The 16988-nt window shown below is 68.7% G+C and carries 13 protein-coding genes; 6 read left to right on the plus strand and 7 right to left on the minus strand.

The window, feature by feature from the left end; genetic code table 11:
• Positions 1-26 precede the first annotated feature (26 nt).
• A complete protein-coding gene (locus P7V53_RS07245; protein WP_280154812.1) occupies positions 27-1685 on the plus strand; it encodes a phosphoethanolamine--lipid A transferase in 1659 nt (552 codons plus the stop codon).
• A complete protein-coding gene (locus P7V53_RS07250; RefSeq protein ID WP_280154813.1) occupies positions 1682-2395 on the plus strand; it encodes a phosphatase PAP2 family protein in 714 nt (237 codons plus the stop codon). The genes P7V53_RS07245 and P7V53_RS07250 overlap by 4 nt, the downstream gene beginning before the upstream one ends.
• Here the strand turns inward: P7V53_RS07250 and P7V53_RS07255 are convergent.
• The 3 genes from P7V53_RS07255 to P7V53_RS07265 form a co-directional block, all read right to left on the minus strand.
• Entirely contained in the window at positions 2316-2894 is a 579-nt protein-coding gene (locus P7V53_RS07255) for a c-type cytochrome (RefSeq protein WP_280154814.1), read from the minus strand. The two genes, P7V53_RS07250 and P7V53_RS07255, sit on opposite strands and share 80 nt — an antisense overlap.
• Complete coding sequence (locus tag P7V53_RS07260; RefSeq protein WP_280154815.1) at positions 2884-4128, minus strand: PQQ-dependent sugar dehydrogenase; 1245 nt, start codon at positions 4126-4128, stop codon at positions 2884-2886. The genes P7V53_RS07255 and P7V53_RS07260 overlap by 11 nt, the downstream gene beginning before the upstream one ends.
• Before the next feature lie 90 nt (positions 4129-4218).
• A complete protein-coding gene (locus P7V53_RS07265) occupies positions 4219-5040 on the minus strand; it encodes an amidohydrolase family protein (RefSeq protein ID WP_280154816.1) in 822 nt (273 codons plus the stop codon).
• Between the two features lie 109 nt (positions 5041-5149).
• Here P7V53_RS07265 and P7V53_RS07270 point away from each other — a divergent pair, with 109 nt between their 5' ends.
• From P7V53_RS07270 to P7V53_RS07285, 4 genes are all read left to right on the plus strand, one after another.
• Positions 5150-6148, plus strand: coding sequence for a TRAP transporter substrate-binding protein (locus P7V53_RS07270; protein WP_280154817.1), 999 nt, complete (start codon positions 5150-5152; stop codon positions 6146-6148).
• A 10-nt stretch (positions 6149-6158) separates the two neighbouring features.
• Positions 6159-6641 carry a TRAP transporter small permease gene (locus tag P7V53_RS07275; protein ID WP_280154818.1) on the plus strand — a complete coding sequence of 161 codons (483 nt, stop codon included), beginning with the start codon at positions 6159-6161 and terminating at the stop codon, positions 6639-6641.
• Complete coding sequence (locus P7V53_RS07280) at positions 6638-7957, plus strand: TRAP transporter large permease (RefSeq protein WP_280154819.1); 1320 nt, start codon at positions 6638-6640, stop codon at positions 7955-7957. The genes P7V53_RS07275 and P7V53_RS07280 overlap by 4 nt, the downstream gene beginning before the upstream one ends.
• Before the next feature lie 382 nt (positions 7958-8339).
• A complete protein-coding gene (locus tag P7V53_RS07285; RefSeq protein ID WP_280154820.1) occupies positions 8340-11963 on the plus strand; it encodes a hypothetical protein in 3624 nt (1207 codons plus the stop codon).
• Positions 11964-12129: 166 nt separating this feature from the next.
• Here P7V53_RS07285 and P7V53_RS07290 read toward each other — a convergent pair whose 3' ends face one another.
• From P7V53_RS07290 to P7V53_RS07305, 4 genes are all read right to left on the minus strand, one after another.
• Complete coding sequence (locus P7V53_RS07290) at positions 12130-14892, minus strand: protein kinase (RefSeq protein WP_280154821.1); 2763 nt, start codon at positions 14890-14892, stop codon at positions 12130-12132.
• Entirely contained in the window at positions 14880-15485 is a 606-nt protein-coding gene (locus tag P7V53_RS07295) for an ECF-type sigma factor (protein ID WP_280154822.1), read from the minus strand. Before P7V53_RS07295 ends, P7V53_RS07290 begins: the two co-directional genes overlap by 13 nt.
• A 163-nt stretch (positions 15486-15648) precedes the next feature.
• Entirely contained in the window at positions 15649-16152 is a 504-nt protein-coding gene (locus P7V53_RS07300; protein WP_280154823.1) for a hypothetical protein, read from the minus strand.
• A gap of 136 nt (positions 16153-16288) precedes the next feature.
• On the minus strand, positions 16289-16960 hold the full coding sequence (locus tag P7V53_RS07305) for a hypothetical protein (RefSeq protein WP_280154824.1): 672 nt from the start codon (positions 16958-16960) through the stop codon (positions 16289-16291).
• Between the last annotated feature and the right edge of the window lie 28 nt (positions 16961-16988).

The following is a 16988-nucleotide window of genomic DNA, read 5'->3' on the forward strand; positions in this document are numbered from 1 at the left end:
TCAGGATGCCCGTGCGCAATGGCGCGATGTCTGTGCATGTCGACAGGGCGCCTGCCCGCGGCCTCGCGGTCGAGGCCACCACCGAGCAGGTCCTGCTGGCCGCCAGCCTGTTCTGGGCGCTGGCGGCCAACCGTCCCTTCCTCTCCGCCGCGCTGAAGGAGCGGGCCTTGTCCCATCCTTCGACCTGGCTGTTCGTGCTCGCGCTCGTGGTGGGCCTGGTGGCGCTGAACTGGCTCCTGCTCGCCCCGTTCGCCTGCCGGTGGACGGTCAAGCCGCTGGTGTCGCTGCTGCTCGTGGCCACCGCGTTCGCCATCCACTTCATGCAGGAACTCGGCGTCTACCTCGATCCGGGCATGCTGCGTAACGTGCTTCACACGCATCCGGGCGAAGCGCGCGAGCTGCTCTCGCTGCGCCTGGTGGCGCACCTGCTGCTGTACGCCGTGTTGCCGCTCGCCCTGCTGTGGCGCGTGCGCATCGTGCGGCGGCCCTGGGGTCGGGCGCTGCTCGTTCGAAGCGTCTGGGTGCTGATGGCGCTGGCCATCCTGGCGGGCGCGCTGCTCGCCATGTTCCAGCCGCTCGCCTCTTTCATCCGCAACCAGCACGACGCGCGCTACCTGATCACGCCGGCAAATGCGGTGTGGTCACTGGGGCGCGTGCTGGTCTCGGAAGCGCACGGCGCAGGAACGCCGCGGCGGAGCATCGGCGGCGACGCCGTGCCGGGGCCGTCGTGGTCGGCGGCGGCGCGTCCGCGGCTGGTCGTGCTGGTGGTCGGCGAGACGGCGCGTGCCGCGAACTGGGGGCTGAACGGCTACGCGCGGCAGACCACGCCGCAGCTGGCGTCCCTGCCGGTCATCAACTTCACGCAGGTGAGCTCCTGCGGCACCAGCACCGAGGTGTCGCTGCCCTGCATGTTCGCGCCGGTGGGACGCCGCGACTACGACGAGACGCGCATCCGCGGCAGCGAGTCCTTGCTGCACGTGGTCGCGCGTGCCGGCGTCGACGTGCAGTGGATCGACAACCAGGGCGGCTGCAAGGGCGTGTGCGACGGCTTGCCGTACGAGAGCACGTTGTCGCGTCCCGCGGACGGGCTGTGCAGCGACGGGGCGTGCTTCGACGAGACGCTCCTGGCAGGGATCGCGCAGCGGCTGGACCGCGGCCGCGGCGTGCAGCTGCTGGTGCTGCACCAGCTCGGCAACCACGGGCCAGGCTACTTCCGCCGCTATCCGCCGCCCTTCGACCGCTTCGCGCCGGCGTGCCGCAGCGACGACCTGCAGGCCTGCACGCAGGCGGAGATCGTCAACGCCTACGACAACGCGCTGCTCTACACCGACCACGTGCTCGCCACCGCCATCCGTCGCCTGCAGGCCCGCGCCGGCGAGGTGGATTCCGCCCTCGTGTACGTCTCCGACCACGGCGAGTCGCTGGGCGAGAACAACCTCTTCCTCCATGGCATCCCGTACGCCATCGCGCCGGACACGCAGAAGCGCGTGCCGATGCTGATGTGGATGTCCGACGGCTTCCGGCAATCGATGGCCATCGATGCGGGATGCTTGCAGCAAAGGGCGACGCAGCCGGCGGGCCACGACCATCTGTTCCACACGCTGCTGGGCCTGCTGGACGTACGCACTGCGCTGCACGAGCCGGCGTGGGACCTGGTGCATGGCTGTCGCACGCTGGCGCCATGACGGCGGCGCGCGACGCACGGATCGCCGCCGTGGCGGGCGGCCTGCTGGTGCTGTGGGATGCGTCGGGCTGGGACCTGGCCGTCGTGCGCTGGTTCGGCGATGCGCAGGGATTCGCGTGGCGCGACGCGTGGTTCACCAGCGGGCTGTTGCACGAAGGCGGGCGGGTGCTGGCATGGCTGGTGCTGGCGCTGCTCGCACTCGACGCGCAACGTGCGCTGATCGCGGGTCCCTCGAGGTCCGAGCGTCGCCACTGGCTGCTGGTGAGCTTGGCCTGCCTGGTGCTGATTCCCGCGCTGAAGCGCTTCAGCCACACGAGCTGTCCGTGGGACCTCGTCGAATTCGGCGGCGTCGCCGCGCACGTGCCGCACTGGTGGATCGGTGTGCGCGACGGCGGGCCGGGGCACTGCTTTCCGTCGGGGCATGCGGTGGCTGCGTTCGGCTTTCTTCCGGGATATTTCCTGTGGCGTGAAGCGAGGCCGCGACTGGCGCGCGCCTGGCTCGCGGGCGTGTGCCTGGCGGGGCTGCTGTTCGGCGCGGCGCAGCTGGTGCGCGGGGCGCACTATCCGAGTCACTCGCTGTGGTCGGCGTGGCTGTGCTGGGTGATGTGCACGGCCGTGGCGCGCGGCCGCCTCACTGCCCGAACTGCGCCAGGTAGTGCGACAGGTTCCCCAGCTCCTCGTCGCTCAGCCCCCGCAGCACCGACGCCATGAGCGTGTCGCGGCCCGGGCCCGGGCTGTCCCTGAACTGCTGCATCGAGGCCAGGAGATAGGCCTCGTTCTGCTGCGCGAGCCGCGGCACCTGCTGCTGCCCGGTGTAGTCGGCGCGATGGCAGGTGCCGCACAGCAGCTTGCGCGCCGTCTGCTCGCCGGCGCGGTACTTCGCCGGGTCGCGCGGCAGCGACTGCGGCACCACCGGCTGCGCGGCGTAGTAGCCGGCCAGCGCCGTGATCTCCGCGTCGGTCATGCCGGCCATCGCGGCCTTCATCGCCGGCACGTCGCGCAGCCCCTCGCGAATCAGCACCAGCTGGTTCTCGATGAAGAGCCTGGGCTGGCCTGCGAGGGAAGGCCAGTGCGCGACGGCGGCGTTGCCGCGCGGCCCGTGGCAGCCCGCACAGGCGGCCAGCCGCTGCGGACTCGTCTGCGCGGGTGCAGTCGCGGCGGCGGCCAACAGCAGCGCCGCCGCGGCGCGCTTCGCGCCGTCAACGGACATACGAGATGCGATAGATCGCGCCGAGCTGCTCGTCCGACAGCAGCAGCGCGCCGTCGGGCATCTGCAGCAGGTACACCGGGCGGCCGCTGAACGCTTCGGTCGCGGGATCGAGGAAGCCGGTCATGAACGGCGAGACCGTGAGGTTCCTGCCGGCGGCGTCGGCGCGCACCGTGACCACATCGAAGCCTAACTTGCGCGTGCGGTTCCACGAGCCCTTGCGCGCGACGAACATCGCGTTGCGGTACTCCGCCGGGAACATCGTGCCGGTGTAGAAGTGGACGCCCATGACGGCCGCGTGCGGTCCCATCGTCTTCACCGGCAGCACCGTGTTCGCGCAGGCATTGGGCCGCGGGAAGTCCTTGTCGGCGATGCCGTTGGCGTGGCAGTACGGAAAGCCGAAGTTCGCACCGGTGCCGGCGAGGCGGTTGAGCTCGTCCTCGGGCGCGTCGTCGCCCATCCAGTCGCGCCCGTGGTCGGTGAACCAGAGCTCTCGCGTCACCGGATGCCAGGCGAATCCCTGCGTGTTGCGCACGCCGCGCGCGATGACCTCCATGCCGGAGCCGTCGGGGTTGTAGCGGCGGATCTGCGCGTACTCGTCGCCCGGCACGCAGATGTTGCACGGCGCGCCGAACGGCACGTAGAGCTTGCCGTCGGGGCCGAACGCGATGTACTTCCAGTTGTGGTGCTGCTCCTTCGGCAGCTTGAACGCGGCGGTCATGTCGACCGGCTGCACCGCGGGATGGGCCTCGATGCCGTCGAAGCGCAGCACCTTGTCGATCGCCATCACGTACAGCGCGCCGTTGTGCATCGCGACGCCGGAAGGCTGCGTCAGCTTGTCGACGACGATGCGACTGGTGCGCTGGGTGCCGTTGTCGGTGATCTCGTAGACCCGGCCGATGACGCGCGTGCCCACATAGACCTTGCCGCTGTTGCCGCGCACCATCGCGCGGGCGCCGGGAATGCCGGTGGCCCAGAGCTCGGCGCGAAAGCCCGGAAGGAGCTTGAAGCTGCCGAGCGGAATCTCGTTCGGCGAGGTGACCGTCATGCGCCCCGGATGCGGCGCCAGCGGCGACGCGGCCTGCTCGGGACTGCGCCCCTGCTGCCAGACCGGCGCGGGCGTCGCGGCAGCCGCGGCCGGGCTTGCTGGCGCGGCCGGTGGCGCTGCGGGAGGCGGCGTCGTCTGGCATGCCGCCAGCAGCACCGCCGACGCGGCCAGGAGTGACTTGGTGCGCATCTCGTCTCCTCGTGCGGATGTTGCAAGGCCGCGGAATGTTGGCCCGTCCGCGCGGCCCTGGTGAGACCGGGGTTGATGCCGAACGGTGCTTCAGAACCCGTAGAGCAGCGCCGGGTTGCTCACGAGGATGCTGTCGCGCGTCGCCTGGTCGTCCGCCCATCGCAGCAGCAGGTCGAGCATCGCCGCATTCGACGGCGCCGGATCCTGGTTCGGATGCGGCCAGTTGCTCGCCCACAGGCAGCGCGCGGGATGGGCCTTGACCAGCGCGCGCGCCAGCGCGCTCACGTCGTCGTAGCCGGGAGCGCCTGCCTTCGAGGTCTCGTACGGCGCGGACAGCTTCACCCACACGTCGCCCGATCCGACCAGGCGCAGCAGCGACCGGAACGCCGGATCGTCGACGCCGACGGGTTCGAGGAACTTCCCGTTGTGGTCGATGACCAGGTCGCACGGCAAACGCGACAGCAGCGCTTCGCGCTGCGCAAACTCGCGACCGTCGAACTGCAGGTCGATGTGCCAGCCGAGCGGCGCGATGCGTGCAGCCATCGTCTCCAGCGAGTCCCAGCCCATCACGGGCTTCATCAGCATCAGATAGCGGATGCCGCGCACGCCTTGGTCGTGCAGCCGCTCCAGCTGCTCGTCGCTCACGTCCGTGGGCACCACCGCCACGCCGCGCGCCGCGGCGCCGAACCCGGCCATCGCGTCGAGCGTGCAGCGATTGTCGAAGCCGTAGGCCGAAGGCTGCACCACCACCACGCGTTCGAGGCCCAGTGCGGCCTGCACTTCGCGATAGGCCGCCACCGGCGCGGCAGGCGGCTTGAAGGTCGCCGTCGGCGCGAGCGCGTAGCGGTCGTCGTAGACGTGGATGTGGCAATCGCAGCTGCCGGCCGGTGCTTGCAGCGTCGGTGTTTCCATGGCGGTGGTCGGAATGGAAGGACCGGGTGTGCCGCAATTGACACCCCCGGAAGCGGATGACATCCTGAACCGGACCGATTGCTTTGTCGACGCTTTTCGGGAGTTCGGCATGAAGGCTTTGCTCCGTGTGGTGTTCCGTGTGGGTTCGGCAGCCGCCTTGGCCCTCACCGGCCTGGCTGCGCAGGGGCAGGCGGCGATCACGCTGCACGGCGCTTCGCAGTTCAACGACCAGCACGCCTTCACCAAGGCCATGGTCCGCTTCGAGGAACTGGTCAAGAAGTACTACGGCAAGCCGGTCAACTTCGTCCTGCACAAGAACAGCGAGCTCGGTCTCGAGAAGGACTACTTCGCCTACATGAACCAGGGCAAGGCGGTCGACTACGCCATCGTCTCGCCGGCGCACATGTCCACCTTCTCGAAGGCCGCGCCTTTCATCGACGCGCCGTTCCTGTTCCGCGACCTCGACCACTGGAACAAGGTGCTCGACCAGGACGTGCTCAAGCCGATCGCCGACGAGATCGCGCAGAAGGCCGACGTGATGCTGATCGGCTATGCCGGCGGCGGCACGCGCAACGTGTTCGCCAACAAGCCGGTGCGCAACCTCAACGAGATGAAGGGCCTCAAGGTGCGTGTGCAGGGCGCGCCCATCTGGAGCCGCACCTTCGCCGCGACCGGCATGTCGCCCACCGTCATCGCCTACAACGAGGTCTACAACGCGATCCAGAACGGCGTCATCTCGGCCGGCGAGAACGAGGCCGCCGGGGTGGAGCAGATGAAATTCTTCGAGGTCGCGCCCAACCTCAGCATGACGCAGCATGCGATCACCATCCGGCCGCTGTGCTTCTCGGGCAAGACCTTCGCCACGCTGCCCAAGGACCTGCAGGACGCCATCCTGAAGGCCGGCAAGGAAGCCGGCGCCTACGGCCGCCAGGTCGAGTCGAGCGAGGACGAGGCCAAGCTCGAGGCGCTGGAGAAGGCAGGGCGCCTCAAGCGTATTCCGTTCGCCGACCGCGCGCAGATGCAGAAGCTGGTCGATCCGGTGATGGCCGCCTACGCCAAGGAGATCGGCGCCGAGGCGATCCACGCGAAGATCATCGGCATCAAGTGATCCGCGCGGCGTGAGAAAGCTGCTTGCCGCCTGGCACCGTGTGCTGGTCGCGCTGCTGGTCGCCAGCGTCGCGATCCTGGTCGTCCCGGTCACCCTGCAGATCGTCTCGCGCTACACCCAGCTCATCCCCTCGTACATCTGGACCGAGGAGCTGTCGCGCTTCCTGTTCATCTGGATGATCATGATCGGCGCGATGATCGGCGTGCGCGAGGGCACGCACTTCGACGTCGACGTGTGGCCCGATCTCGCCCCGAAGCCCCAGGCGCTGCTCGCCGTGGTGTCGCACCTGTGCATGCTGGTGTTCGCGATCGTGTTCGTGGCATGGGGCGTGCGCTTCGTGCGCTTCGGGTGGGACCAGACCTCGGAGCTCGCCGAGCTGCCGATGCCGTGGATCTTCGCCGCCTGGCCCATCGCCGGGCTCACGTGGATCGTGTTCCTCGGCGAGCACTTCGTCGACAACCTGCGCGTGCTCATGGCGCGTCATGAGGCATGACGTCGGCCGTGCTGTCGCCGGGGATGGCCGCCCTGGTGCTGTTCGGCACCTTCTTCGCGCTGCTGGCGCTGCGGGTGCCGGTGGCGTTTTCGCTGGGACTCGCCTGCCTGCCGGTGCTGGTCATCGAGCCGAGGCTGTCGCCGATGACGCTGTTCAACGAGACCTTCAAGGCCTACAACTCGTTCGTGCTGCTGGCAGTGCCGTTCTTCCTGCTCACCGCCAACCTGATGAGCATCGGCGGCATCACCGACCGGCTGGTGCGGCTGTCGCGCGTGATGGTGGGCAGCCTGCCGGGTGCGCTCGCGCAGATCAATGTCGTGGTGTCGGTCTTCTTCGCCGGCATCTCGGGCTCCTCGACCGCCGACGCGGCAAGCCAGAGCAAGATCTTCATCGACGCGCAGACGAAGGAAGGCTACGACCTCTCGTTTTCCATCGCCATCACCGCCGTGTCGGCGGTGCTCGCGGTGATCATCCCGCCGTCGATCCTGATGGTGGTGTGGGGCGGCGTCATCTCCACGTCGATCGGCGCGCTGTACCTCGCCGGCGTCATCCCCGGCCTGCTGATCGCCGGCGCGCAGATGGCCACCGTGCACGTTTACGCGGTGCGGCGCGGCTACCCCGTGTATCCGCGCGCGACCTTGCGCGAATTCGTGCTGTCGATGATCGCCTCCATCCCGGCGCTCACCACGCCGGTCATCATCGTCGGCGGCATCCTGCTCGGTTGGTTCACGCCGACCGAATCGGCGGCGGTGGCGGTGATCTATGCCGCGTTGCTGTCCATCTTCATCTACCGCGAGATGGACTGGCCCCGGCTCGTCACCGCGCTCGCCGACACCGGCCGGCTGGCGGCGCTGGCGCTGTTCTGCGTGGGCACCGCATCGGTCTTCGGCTGGCTGCTGGCGTACTACCAGATCCCGCGCGCGCTGCTCGAGAACGTGTCCGATTGGGGGATGGGCCCCATCGGCGTGGGCATGTTCATCGCCGGTGCGTTCCTTGTCGTCGGCTGCTTCCTCGATGCGATTCCCGCCATCATCATCGTCGGCACGACGCTGCAGCCGCTGGCGGCATCGGTGCAGATGCACCCGATCCAGTTCGCCATCATCGGCATCGTCTCGCTGGCGTTCGGCCTGGTGACGCCGCCCTACGGGCTGTGTCTGATGATCGCCTGTGCGGTGGCCAAGGTGCGGCTGCGGTTTGCGCTCAAGGACACCATGGTGATGCTGGTGCCGATGCTGCTCGTGCTGATCGGGCTCATCGTGTGGCCGGAGATCGCGTTGTTCCTGCCGAGGTTGCTGGCACCGGAGATGGTGAAGTAGGTGGCCCGAACGTGACGCGGGCGCTCCCACCGGAGGTGTGGAGCGCCCGCGGGTCTGGCGACAGAACCAGCTACATCACGTAGGGGTCCGTCCCGGACCGAGAGATGGAAGACATATCACCTCCTTTCGCAGTTGACGAGCCCCTAGCGTAATGCGCTTTGCTACACCCCCGGTGCAAAGGGGATGTTCGGATCACAAGGCGTCGGCGATCGCCGGCCCATGTCCGTCGTCGATGCACCCGCCCGATCGCCTTCACGATCGGGTTCCTCGTCGAAAGGCGTAGGACCATTTCCTAGTACGCCTCGGAAGTCTTCGCATTGCGTATGTCGCCGCCGCATTGCCATGATCAGCACCAGCTTCATGACGCGCGCCGCCGTATCCCATGGAAAAGACAACACCCCATCCCAGCACCTCGTCGATCGTCAGAGAAGCCTTCTCCCTGGCACTCCTCGATGAGCACGACAAGCATCGACGAGCGGTCGAGTTGCTTTGCGCGAATTGCGCGAGCCCGACGTTCGCAGGCGAGTTCCAGGCGGCGCTGACCGAGTTCAAGACGCAGTGGAGCAGCGTGCGCTGCCAACTCCTGGAGTCACTGGGAGACGAGAATCATCGGCCGCCGGCGCTCGTGCACGCCATCCTCAGCGCCAACCCCGGCCATGGCGACCCCCTGAAGGAGCTGGGCGAGATCCTCTCGTGCGCGCTTTGGCCGGCCGGTTGGCTCAAGGCGTCACCCGAGTTGTGGGACTTCGCCTTTGCCGTGGGTGCAAGCCAGCTGGCGGCACAAGGAGCCAAGGTGATCGAAGTCCTGGCGCATGGGGTGAGCTCGCTGAGCCCCGGGCCCGCGCTGATGGCGAAAGTATTCGAGCTGGTGAGCAAGACGCTTCCTCGAGCACGGGCATCGGCCCATGCCTTGTTCGCTGCCCGCTTCGCAAGCCAACTGAACCTGGACACGTGGCACATCGTGATCACCGCGGTGGTGGACGGGCATCCCGATGACACGGATGCGGTCAAGACGCTCGTCGACGCGCTCAACTCGCCCACCTCGGCCAGTCGGGCCGCCCTGCCGGATCTGAAGCTGTGGGTGCAGCACCTGTTCAAGGATCCCAGGTATCGTGCCCTGCTGCCCGAGCTTCTGAAGTACCGCGCGGCCGCCTTCTACCCGTGCTTCGTCCCGTTCAATACCTGCGTCGTTCCCCTCCTGCCCTGTTTCAGTCTCCCGGGTTTCACCGAACACCTGATGAAACTCATGATGACCAGCGAAGACGACCCCGGGCTGCTGGTCGAGTACCTGTTGCAGCAGCGAAGGTGCCCGCCGCGCGCGGTCTATGAGATTGCCCATGGCGGCTTCCAAGGCAACGACGGTTCCTGGCTCAACCTGGTGTCGTTGGCGCTGAGCCTGGACAAGAGCGAGGAGAGTGCCAAGGCCTGCTGCCGGCTGGCGGAAAGACTCGACGCCGTTCCTGCCTTCCAGAACGACCCTCAGCGAACGAGCGCCCGCCAGCTCCTGGCCTTCGTCGACGATCCCGCGCAGCGCCTCGAAGTGCTCACCTCGATGTTGGGCAGACCCGATGTGGTCATCCCCGACTGGCTGTGGCAAGACCTGATCGACAACCTGGAGAGCCTGCTCAAGCGCAAGACGGGTTCTGGGATCGCCGACTACAGGGTCACCCATCTCGTCGACCTGGCGTTCGGCGACGAGCGGATACGGCGGCGTCCTCAGGACCCGCGGCGCCAGCACGCGCTCATCCAGACCATCGCCAAGGCTGGAAGGATCAAGCAAGTCATCGTCGGCAGACTCCTCGACTCGACGGATGCCGTGGACGGCGGCCTGTTCACGATGCTGTTCGTGGCCGTGCCGGACGCGGCGAGTCAGCTCGACCCGCTGCAACTGCAGTTGCTCCTGCGACGCGCCGCCAAGGTCGTTCCGCAGTTGCTGGTCCACGTGAAGACCCTCGAGCACCTCGTGCCCGACGACACGCAAGCCGGCTTCGTGGTCTCGTTGGTGGCGTACCTGTGCGAGGAAAAGCTCGGCGACACCGCGATCTGGCAGTGGCTGAAGACGCTGGCCGTGTCGGCTCAGGCACGACAGCTCAAGCAGATGGCCATCGAGCTCGCATTGCTCGACGGCATGCAGGCGCAGTGGTGCACCGTCGAGCCCGACGGCAGCGCCGGGCTGCCGCCTGTCGTGCAACGCACTCCGGCGGCCTGGCTGCAATGCCTGCATTTCGTGCTGTACGAGGAATTCCTTGCGAAGACAGGGCAGAAGAGGGAGACGAGATCCTGGAGCCCGAAGGAGAACCCCAGCCGCACGGCGATGTACTGCAATGCGGTGAAGTCGGTGTTGAAGACCGGCCACCCGAACTGGGGCTCCATGGAGAAGGTGGTGGAGTGCCAGAAGGCGCTGCGCGCCCGATATCCGCAGATCCAGTGGGACCTGGTGCTCCACGGGGAAGACACGACCGCGCAGCCGCTGCTGACGGTCGCCGCCGGGCAGCCTCTTTTCTGCGCCATCGCGTCATGGTTGAAGGCGCTTCGCGATGCCGTGGGCGCCGTCACCGCCGCGTCGAAGGTCCTGCCCGATGAAGCAGCCAAGCGCCTCATCGGCGCGTTCGGTGTGCACTTGAAGGGGGTGCTGCTCGCACTCACGCAAGGCAGGAACGTCGCCGTCTCTGCATGGACACCCGGCAACGACTGCCAGCACCTGCTGGACGCGGTCTTCGGATCGTCGACGCAGGAGTCGATCACGCTGTGGCCGGACTTGCTGGAGGTCTTCGAAGCGAAGAAGGAAGGGGGCGGCCATGCCCTTGCGAAGCCCGTGCTCGATCACATGGCCGCCCTGCTCGGCGTGCGCACCGTGGGCGTCGACCAGGCGGGGCTCGTCGCGCTGAGCACCCTCAAGAGCCGCCACGACGATCTGCTGAAGCTCGTCGCCGGCAAGGACTTTGCCTCCCATCTCGCCGCCTTGCGCTCGCACTTCGCGTCGCCCCGCTTCTGCACATCACCCCCGCTGGGCGCGGTGATCCAGGAGTGGGTCGATGCCATCCGCGACACCGTGCTGGCCGTGCTGGATGCGATGCAGTCGAAGACGGTGCCGGCAGAGGAGAAGAAGGTCGCCGGCGACATGCTCGCTGCCAACCTGCAAAAGCTGCTGCTGCTGCTCTATCGCAACAAGGGCCGGCAGATTGCAGGCTGGACGTTGGCGGGCAGCAGCTATGAACAGCTGCTTGTCCTGGCCTTCGAGACGATGAAGACGCCAAGCGTCGTCGACCCTCAGGTCGTTCGGTATGTCCTCAGCCAGGACGCCAGCGGCAAGTTCGACGTCGCGCCGGTCGTTGACGGCTACCTGAAGACGCTGTTCATGTTGCCTGCCACGAAGCTGGGTCAGGCCGTGCAGATCGCGCAAAAGCAGCTCAACAAGTGCCACACCGCGCTGCACGACTTCGTGAAAGTCAACAGTGCCACCATGGCCGACCATGAAGCGGCGTTCGGCTACTGCACCCTGGCCCTGGTGGACAAGGACAGTGGAGAAGGCCTGGTGGTGGGAGCCAACGTCGCCAGTCCGTTGTCGCCCTTCGGCGGGGACCATGCCACCGAGGTGATCGATTGGCTGACGGGTCCGTGCTTGGTGGCGCTCGTGCGCGACGAGAACCACGACGTGATCGCCCTCGCCACGTGTGTGCTGTCCCAGCTGAAGAACGACCACGACTGCACCCTGATCGTGACGGAGATCTCGCTCGCACCGCGGCTTCGCGCGCTCGTCGGTGGGGCGCTGAACCGGCGCGGCCGCGCGATCATGGACGCGCTGACCGCCTGGCTGCCGAGGGCGGGCCGACGCGTGGGTGCCGCGCGGACCGTGTGGGTTGGAGATGTGCAAGGCTGGGCCCCGAGTGGAAATCGGCCACGACAGGAGTTTCAAGCAAGCGCCGACATGCTGCAGCCGCCGTTGCTGGAGGACTTCAGTGCCTCGAGCCTCCCGCCTTCCCGGCGATACCGCGGCCTGGATTGAGGCAGCCGCCGCCTCGAATCGTCGAGATGGCACCGCCAACGCCCTCACCCCAACCCTCTACCGGGATCACGGCTGGAGTCGGGCGCCACGTCGAGCAGCGTGACGGGGAGCACGTCGCCGGCCTTTGCGCCGCGCACGTACAGCGGACCGGTCAGCGGATGGACGCTCAGACCGATCGGGCTCGGGTCGCCGCATGCGGATACAGCCCTGCGAAATACTCCAGCAGCGCCCGGTGCACGAACGCATAGCCGCCGCCGACGCGGTGCACGAAGATGCGCTCGGCCGCGAACTCGAGGAACTGCGCATAGCGCCACGGCGCGAAGCCGTTGCGCCACAGCAGCAGGCGCAGGATCAGGTGCTGCAGGCACGGGTACGCGCCGGCAATGAGGGCGGTGATCAGGCTGAACAGCGGCACGAAGAACGCCACGCCGGGCAGGCCGATGCTGACCATGGCCGCGGCCGCGCCGATCGCGGCGCCGGCCAGACCGCCGCGCACGGCATTGCGCAGCGACAGCCGGATTCCCTGATTGGGCTCCGCGATGCGCTCGCCCTCGCTCAGTGCCGGCTCCAGATCGAGGCCGGCGAAGTAGCAGAAGGCCAGCGCTGCCGCGAGGCCGACGACCAGGCCCGCCGCCGGGTTGAAGACCAGCGAGACGCCGGCGTACAGCAGCACGGCGACTCCCACGCCGCGCGCCAGCTTCGTTCCCGTGTCCCGGCGCAGCGAGGACAGCGACCAGCCGAGCCGCGTGACCGGCCGGATCTGGTCGCCCCAGCCCGAGCAGCCGAAGGCGAGCCCGCCGGCGAGGCCGAACAGCAGCGACACGGGCAGGCTGAAGGCGAAGTCGCCGGCGAAGTGGCCGCCCAGGCCGAGGATCAGTCCCGTGAGCAGCCCGCACAGCACGATGGACCCGCCTCCCGCGGCCCATCGCTCGATGGGACGCGGCAGCCAGCAGGGCTGCATCCATTCGAGATAGAAGACGCTCTGGTGGTGGGCGAGCATCGCGTTCGCGAGCCAGCCGAGCCAATGCGTGGCGCGTTCCGGCGTGTAGCGCGTGGCCGGGCTGCGGCGCTTGAACATGGCGCCGGCGTATGCGGCGAACAGCTGCGTGCGCCGCTGCGCCGGCGTGCCCTGCGAAGGCATGGCGGTGCCTTCCTGGTAGGCCAGCGCTGCGATGCTCAGCAGCAGCGGCGTCGTGAGCAGTTCGCGCAATGCCTCGTCGTGGCGCAACGCGGCGCGCACGCCATCCAGGCACGGTCCGGCGCGCCCGAGATAGTCGTCGACCTGCCGCCGCGTGAGCGACTGGATGACGACCGCCTGCCCCAGGCGGGGACGAACCGGCAGCGCGTCGAAGTCGGACAGCCGGCTGCAGACCGCCATCGACAGTTCCCCGTGCTCCTTGCAGTGCGCATTGATGGCAGCGACGCAGTCGGCGCGATGGGCCGGGGCGACCTCGTCCAGACCGTCGAGCAGCAGGATCAGCTGGTTGCGGGCCAGGCACGCGCGGCTCGCCCCTGGCGGAATGTCGTAGCGCTTGTCCAGCTCGTCGATCAGCCATTGGACCAGCGGCAGGCGCCGGTCGGCCCAGGTCGACAGGTGAAGGACGACCGGCACCGGCTGCGACTCGTCCTGCCGGGCGCGCTCGAGCAGCGCAGCCGCCAGGTCGAGCAGGAGGGTGGTCTTGCCCGCGCCTGGCGCGCCGAGGATGAGCAGCGCCTGCCCGGAGCGCTCGAAGACGTCGGAGATGGGCGTGCCCTGCGGTATCGGTCGCGGCGCCTGATCGGGTGTGCGCACGACGAGGTCCCACGGATGCTCGATCGCATCGGGCCGCAGGTCGAGCCCCAGCTCGATCATCAGCGCGGCATGCACCGAATGCCTGAGCACGCCGTCGATCCAGAACGCCTGGACCTTGCCGATCAACGAACGCCGCGTGCGCAGCAGCGTTCCGTGCTGAGCCTCGATCGCATCGAGCCGCTCGCCCAGGGCCTCGGCGAGCGCGGCAGCCGAGGGATAGCGCTCGCCCGGGTCGGTGGCGGTGGCCCGGGCGACGATCTGCGACAGCGCCGCGTCACCCACCTCGCCGGCGGGGGCCTGCCGCCGCCCGGACAGCAGCTCGCCCAGCGTGATCCCCAGCGCGTACACATCGATGGTCGGCGTGGCGGCGACCCGCTCGCCGCCGAGCTGCTCGGGGCTCATGTACGCCGGTGTGCCGCAGAGGCGCCCCATTGCATCGCCGAGCGTGGAGCCGCCCATGGTCTCGGCAAGTCCGAAGTCGATGACACGCGGCTCGCCGCGCGCGTCGACCAGGATGTTCGCGGGCTTCAGGTCGCGGTGGATGACACCACGCCGGTGCGCATGGTCCACCGCGTCGCAGACCCCCAGGAACAGGCGCAGGATCCCGGCGATGCCCAGAGCGCTGCGGCGCTCGGCGACGTAGTCGTTCAACGGCGTGCCGTCGACCAGCTCCATCGCGATGTAGAGGCACTCGCCGGCCCGATCGTGCGGGCGGTGGTGCCCGCCGTCATAGATGCGCGCGATGCCCTTGTGCTCCAGCCTGACCAGCGTGCCGATCTCGCCGAGGAAGCGACGCTGCGAGAGCTGGGGCTCGTCGAGCATCAGCGCGGGATGGATGAGCTTGACGGCCACCTCGCGCTCGATGCCGTCGGCGAAGGCCTGCGTGGCGCGGTACACCGCACCCATGCCGCCGCAGCCGATGCGCTCGCCGAGCAGCAGGTTGCGGATGCGCTCGCCGCTGCGGCAGCGGTCGATGTCGGGCGTCAGTCCGAGATGCAGCTCGACCAGGGCCAGCACGTCCGCGTCTTCGGTCGGCAGCGCGTGCAAGGCGCCCGGGCGTGCGCCGGCCTCCAGCGTCTCGAGCTGCTCGACCAGCTCGAAATAGCGCTCCCACTGGCGCTCGGTCAGCGATCGCATCGGACGACGGCGGTCCCTTCGCCGAGCGCGCGCAGGATCTCGTCGTGCAGCAGCACGCGAGCCTTCTCCCAGTGCCGCCGGACGGTGCGCTCGGCCACGCCCAGCAGCTGCGCGGTCTGCTCCACCGTGAGTCCGCCGTAGTAGCGATGCCGCGCCACGGCAGCCCACTCGGGATGGCGCCGCTCCAGCACCGCGAGGGCATCGGCCAGCGCCGCGATCACCTCGGGACGCTCGTCGAGCGCGCGCTCGAGGTCGTGCGGCTGGAAGTCGGCCAGCCGCAGCAGGTCACCGGCCGGGACATCGTCGATGTCGACCGGTCGATGCGCGCGCTTGTGCGCGCATCGGCGCCGGCCGTGGTCCTTGAGCGCGCGATCCATCGCGCGGTACATCGCCGCCAGGAAGTGCTCGCGGTTCTCCCAGGCGACCTCGCTCCAGTCCTGGCCGCACAGCTTCTGGCGCCGCAGTGCCGTGAGGACCAGCCCGGTGGTCTGCAGCGACTGTGCATTGGCCTCGAACCGCAGCATCCGCCGTGCGATGCCCCGAGCTTCGTCGAGCAAGCGATGCACGTTGTTCCAGGTGATCCTCGGCTCCATGTTCCGATCCGCCAACAGCATGAAGCATGTATAGGCGAGAGCGGGGACCATGCGTTCGTCAGACTGGGGAGACGCGGCATTCGAGCTAGGGGATCCGGGCGGACCGGATGCTCTCCCTTGCCCGCCGGGCGAGGGAGAGCCCATTTCGCCGCTCGTGCGTGGATCAGCGCGACACGACCAGCGAGCGGTCGCCGTACGACGCGCTGAACGGGATCGGCACACGTCCTCGCACCTGCACCCGATAGAAGCCCGCCGCGAGGCCGACGCCGCCGACCACCGTCGCCGATGCACGGGTCCAGCCGTCGAACACGGGCGTGCCGTTGGCCGTGCAGAACGCGTCGGTGCCGCCGAGTGTCGGTGCCAGCGTCTGCACCACGGCGCCGGCGCCGTTGAGCACGACGATGTCGATGTCGGTGAAGGCGGTGTGATTGCCCGCAGGCGCGTTGACGGCGCACTCGGCCGAGAAGCTGGCGACGAAGCGCTGATTGGCTGCGTTGAAGAACGGCGCCGTCGTCATGCCCAGCAGCGGCACCAGGGCGCCGCCGGCGATGAACTGGTTGCCCGGTCCCACGGCGTTGGTGATCAGCTGGGCCGATGCGGAGCCTGCGGCCAGCAGGCCCAGCGCACCGATCCATGCGCAGCGACGAAGTTGATTGCGGATGCTCATCTCGATCTCCATGGGGCCGTACAAGGTTCGGCAGCGCCTTCGCCCCCCATGGCGCAGCCGAAGAAAAGGCACGCCGCGACGCGACCGCACGACCGGCGTCGTGCTGGCGTGGTCCCGCCGGGCCGGGCTGAGCGGGTCAGGGAACGCCCTGAGGCGCGTGGGCGTCGGCGCGCTCCATCTCCTGCACTTCCTGCAGGCGCTGCCGCGCCTCCTGCTGAATCGCCGCGCTGGGCACGTAGAGCGCGGACTCGAGCGCCTCGCGCAGGGCAGCCGGGCGGTCGCCGCGCCACTCGAGGTAGCTCTCGAAGGCGGCGACGCGAACGCGCTCGGAGGCGTCGGTCTCGAACAGCGACTGCAGCGTTCGCTCGTCCACGAGCAGGCCGGCCGAGCGCGCCTTCATCAGGCCCTCGAAGCGCTCGGCTTCGCTGCCGCGCTCGATCGCCTGCAGCGTCCGGCCGACCTCGATGGGCGAGGGCGGCGGCGTGCAGGCCACCGCCTCATCGGCCGCCGCCGGTGCCGTACCGCCGACAGCGGCCGGACGTGCACGCGCCTTCACGTCGGCCCAGCCGCTTTGTCGCGAGATTTCTTCCAGCACCCACTCCAGCGATTGCTGCTCGACGCGCAGCGTGACGCTGCCGTCGCTCGCCACCGCGATCAGCGGCTGCGACAGCACCGAAGCGGTGGACGGCGCCGGCGGCTGGCGCACCGCCGCCTTCGGCGGCTCGGAAGCGGAACCCCGGGCCAGCCAGCCGGCCGTCGCCGACATCGCCACCGCGGCGGCCCAAGCCACCCATCTGCATCGCACCATCGCGCCTCTCCTGCATTGCCGTCACTGC

The sequence above is a fragment of the Piscinibacter sp. XHJ-5 genome (genome assembly GCF_029855045.1).
Lineage (GTDB): Bacteria > Pseudomonadota > Gammaproteobacteria > Burkholderiales > Burkholderiaceae_C > Albitalea.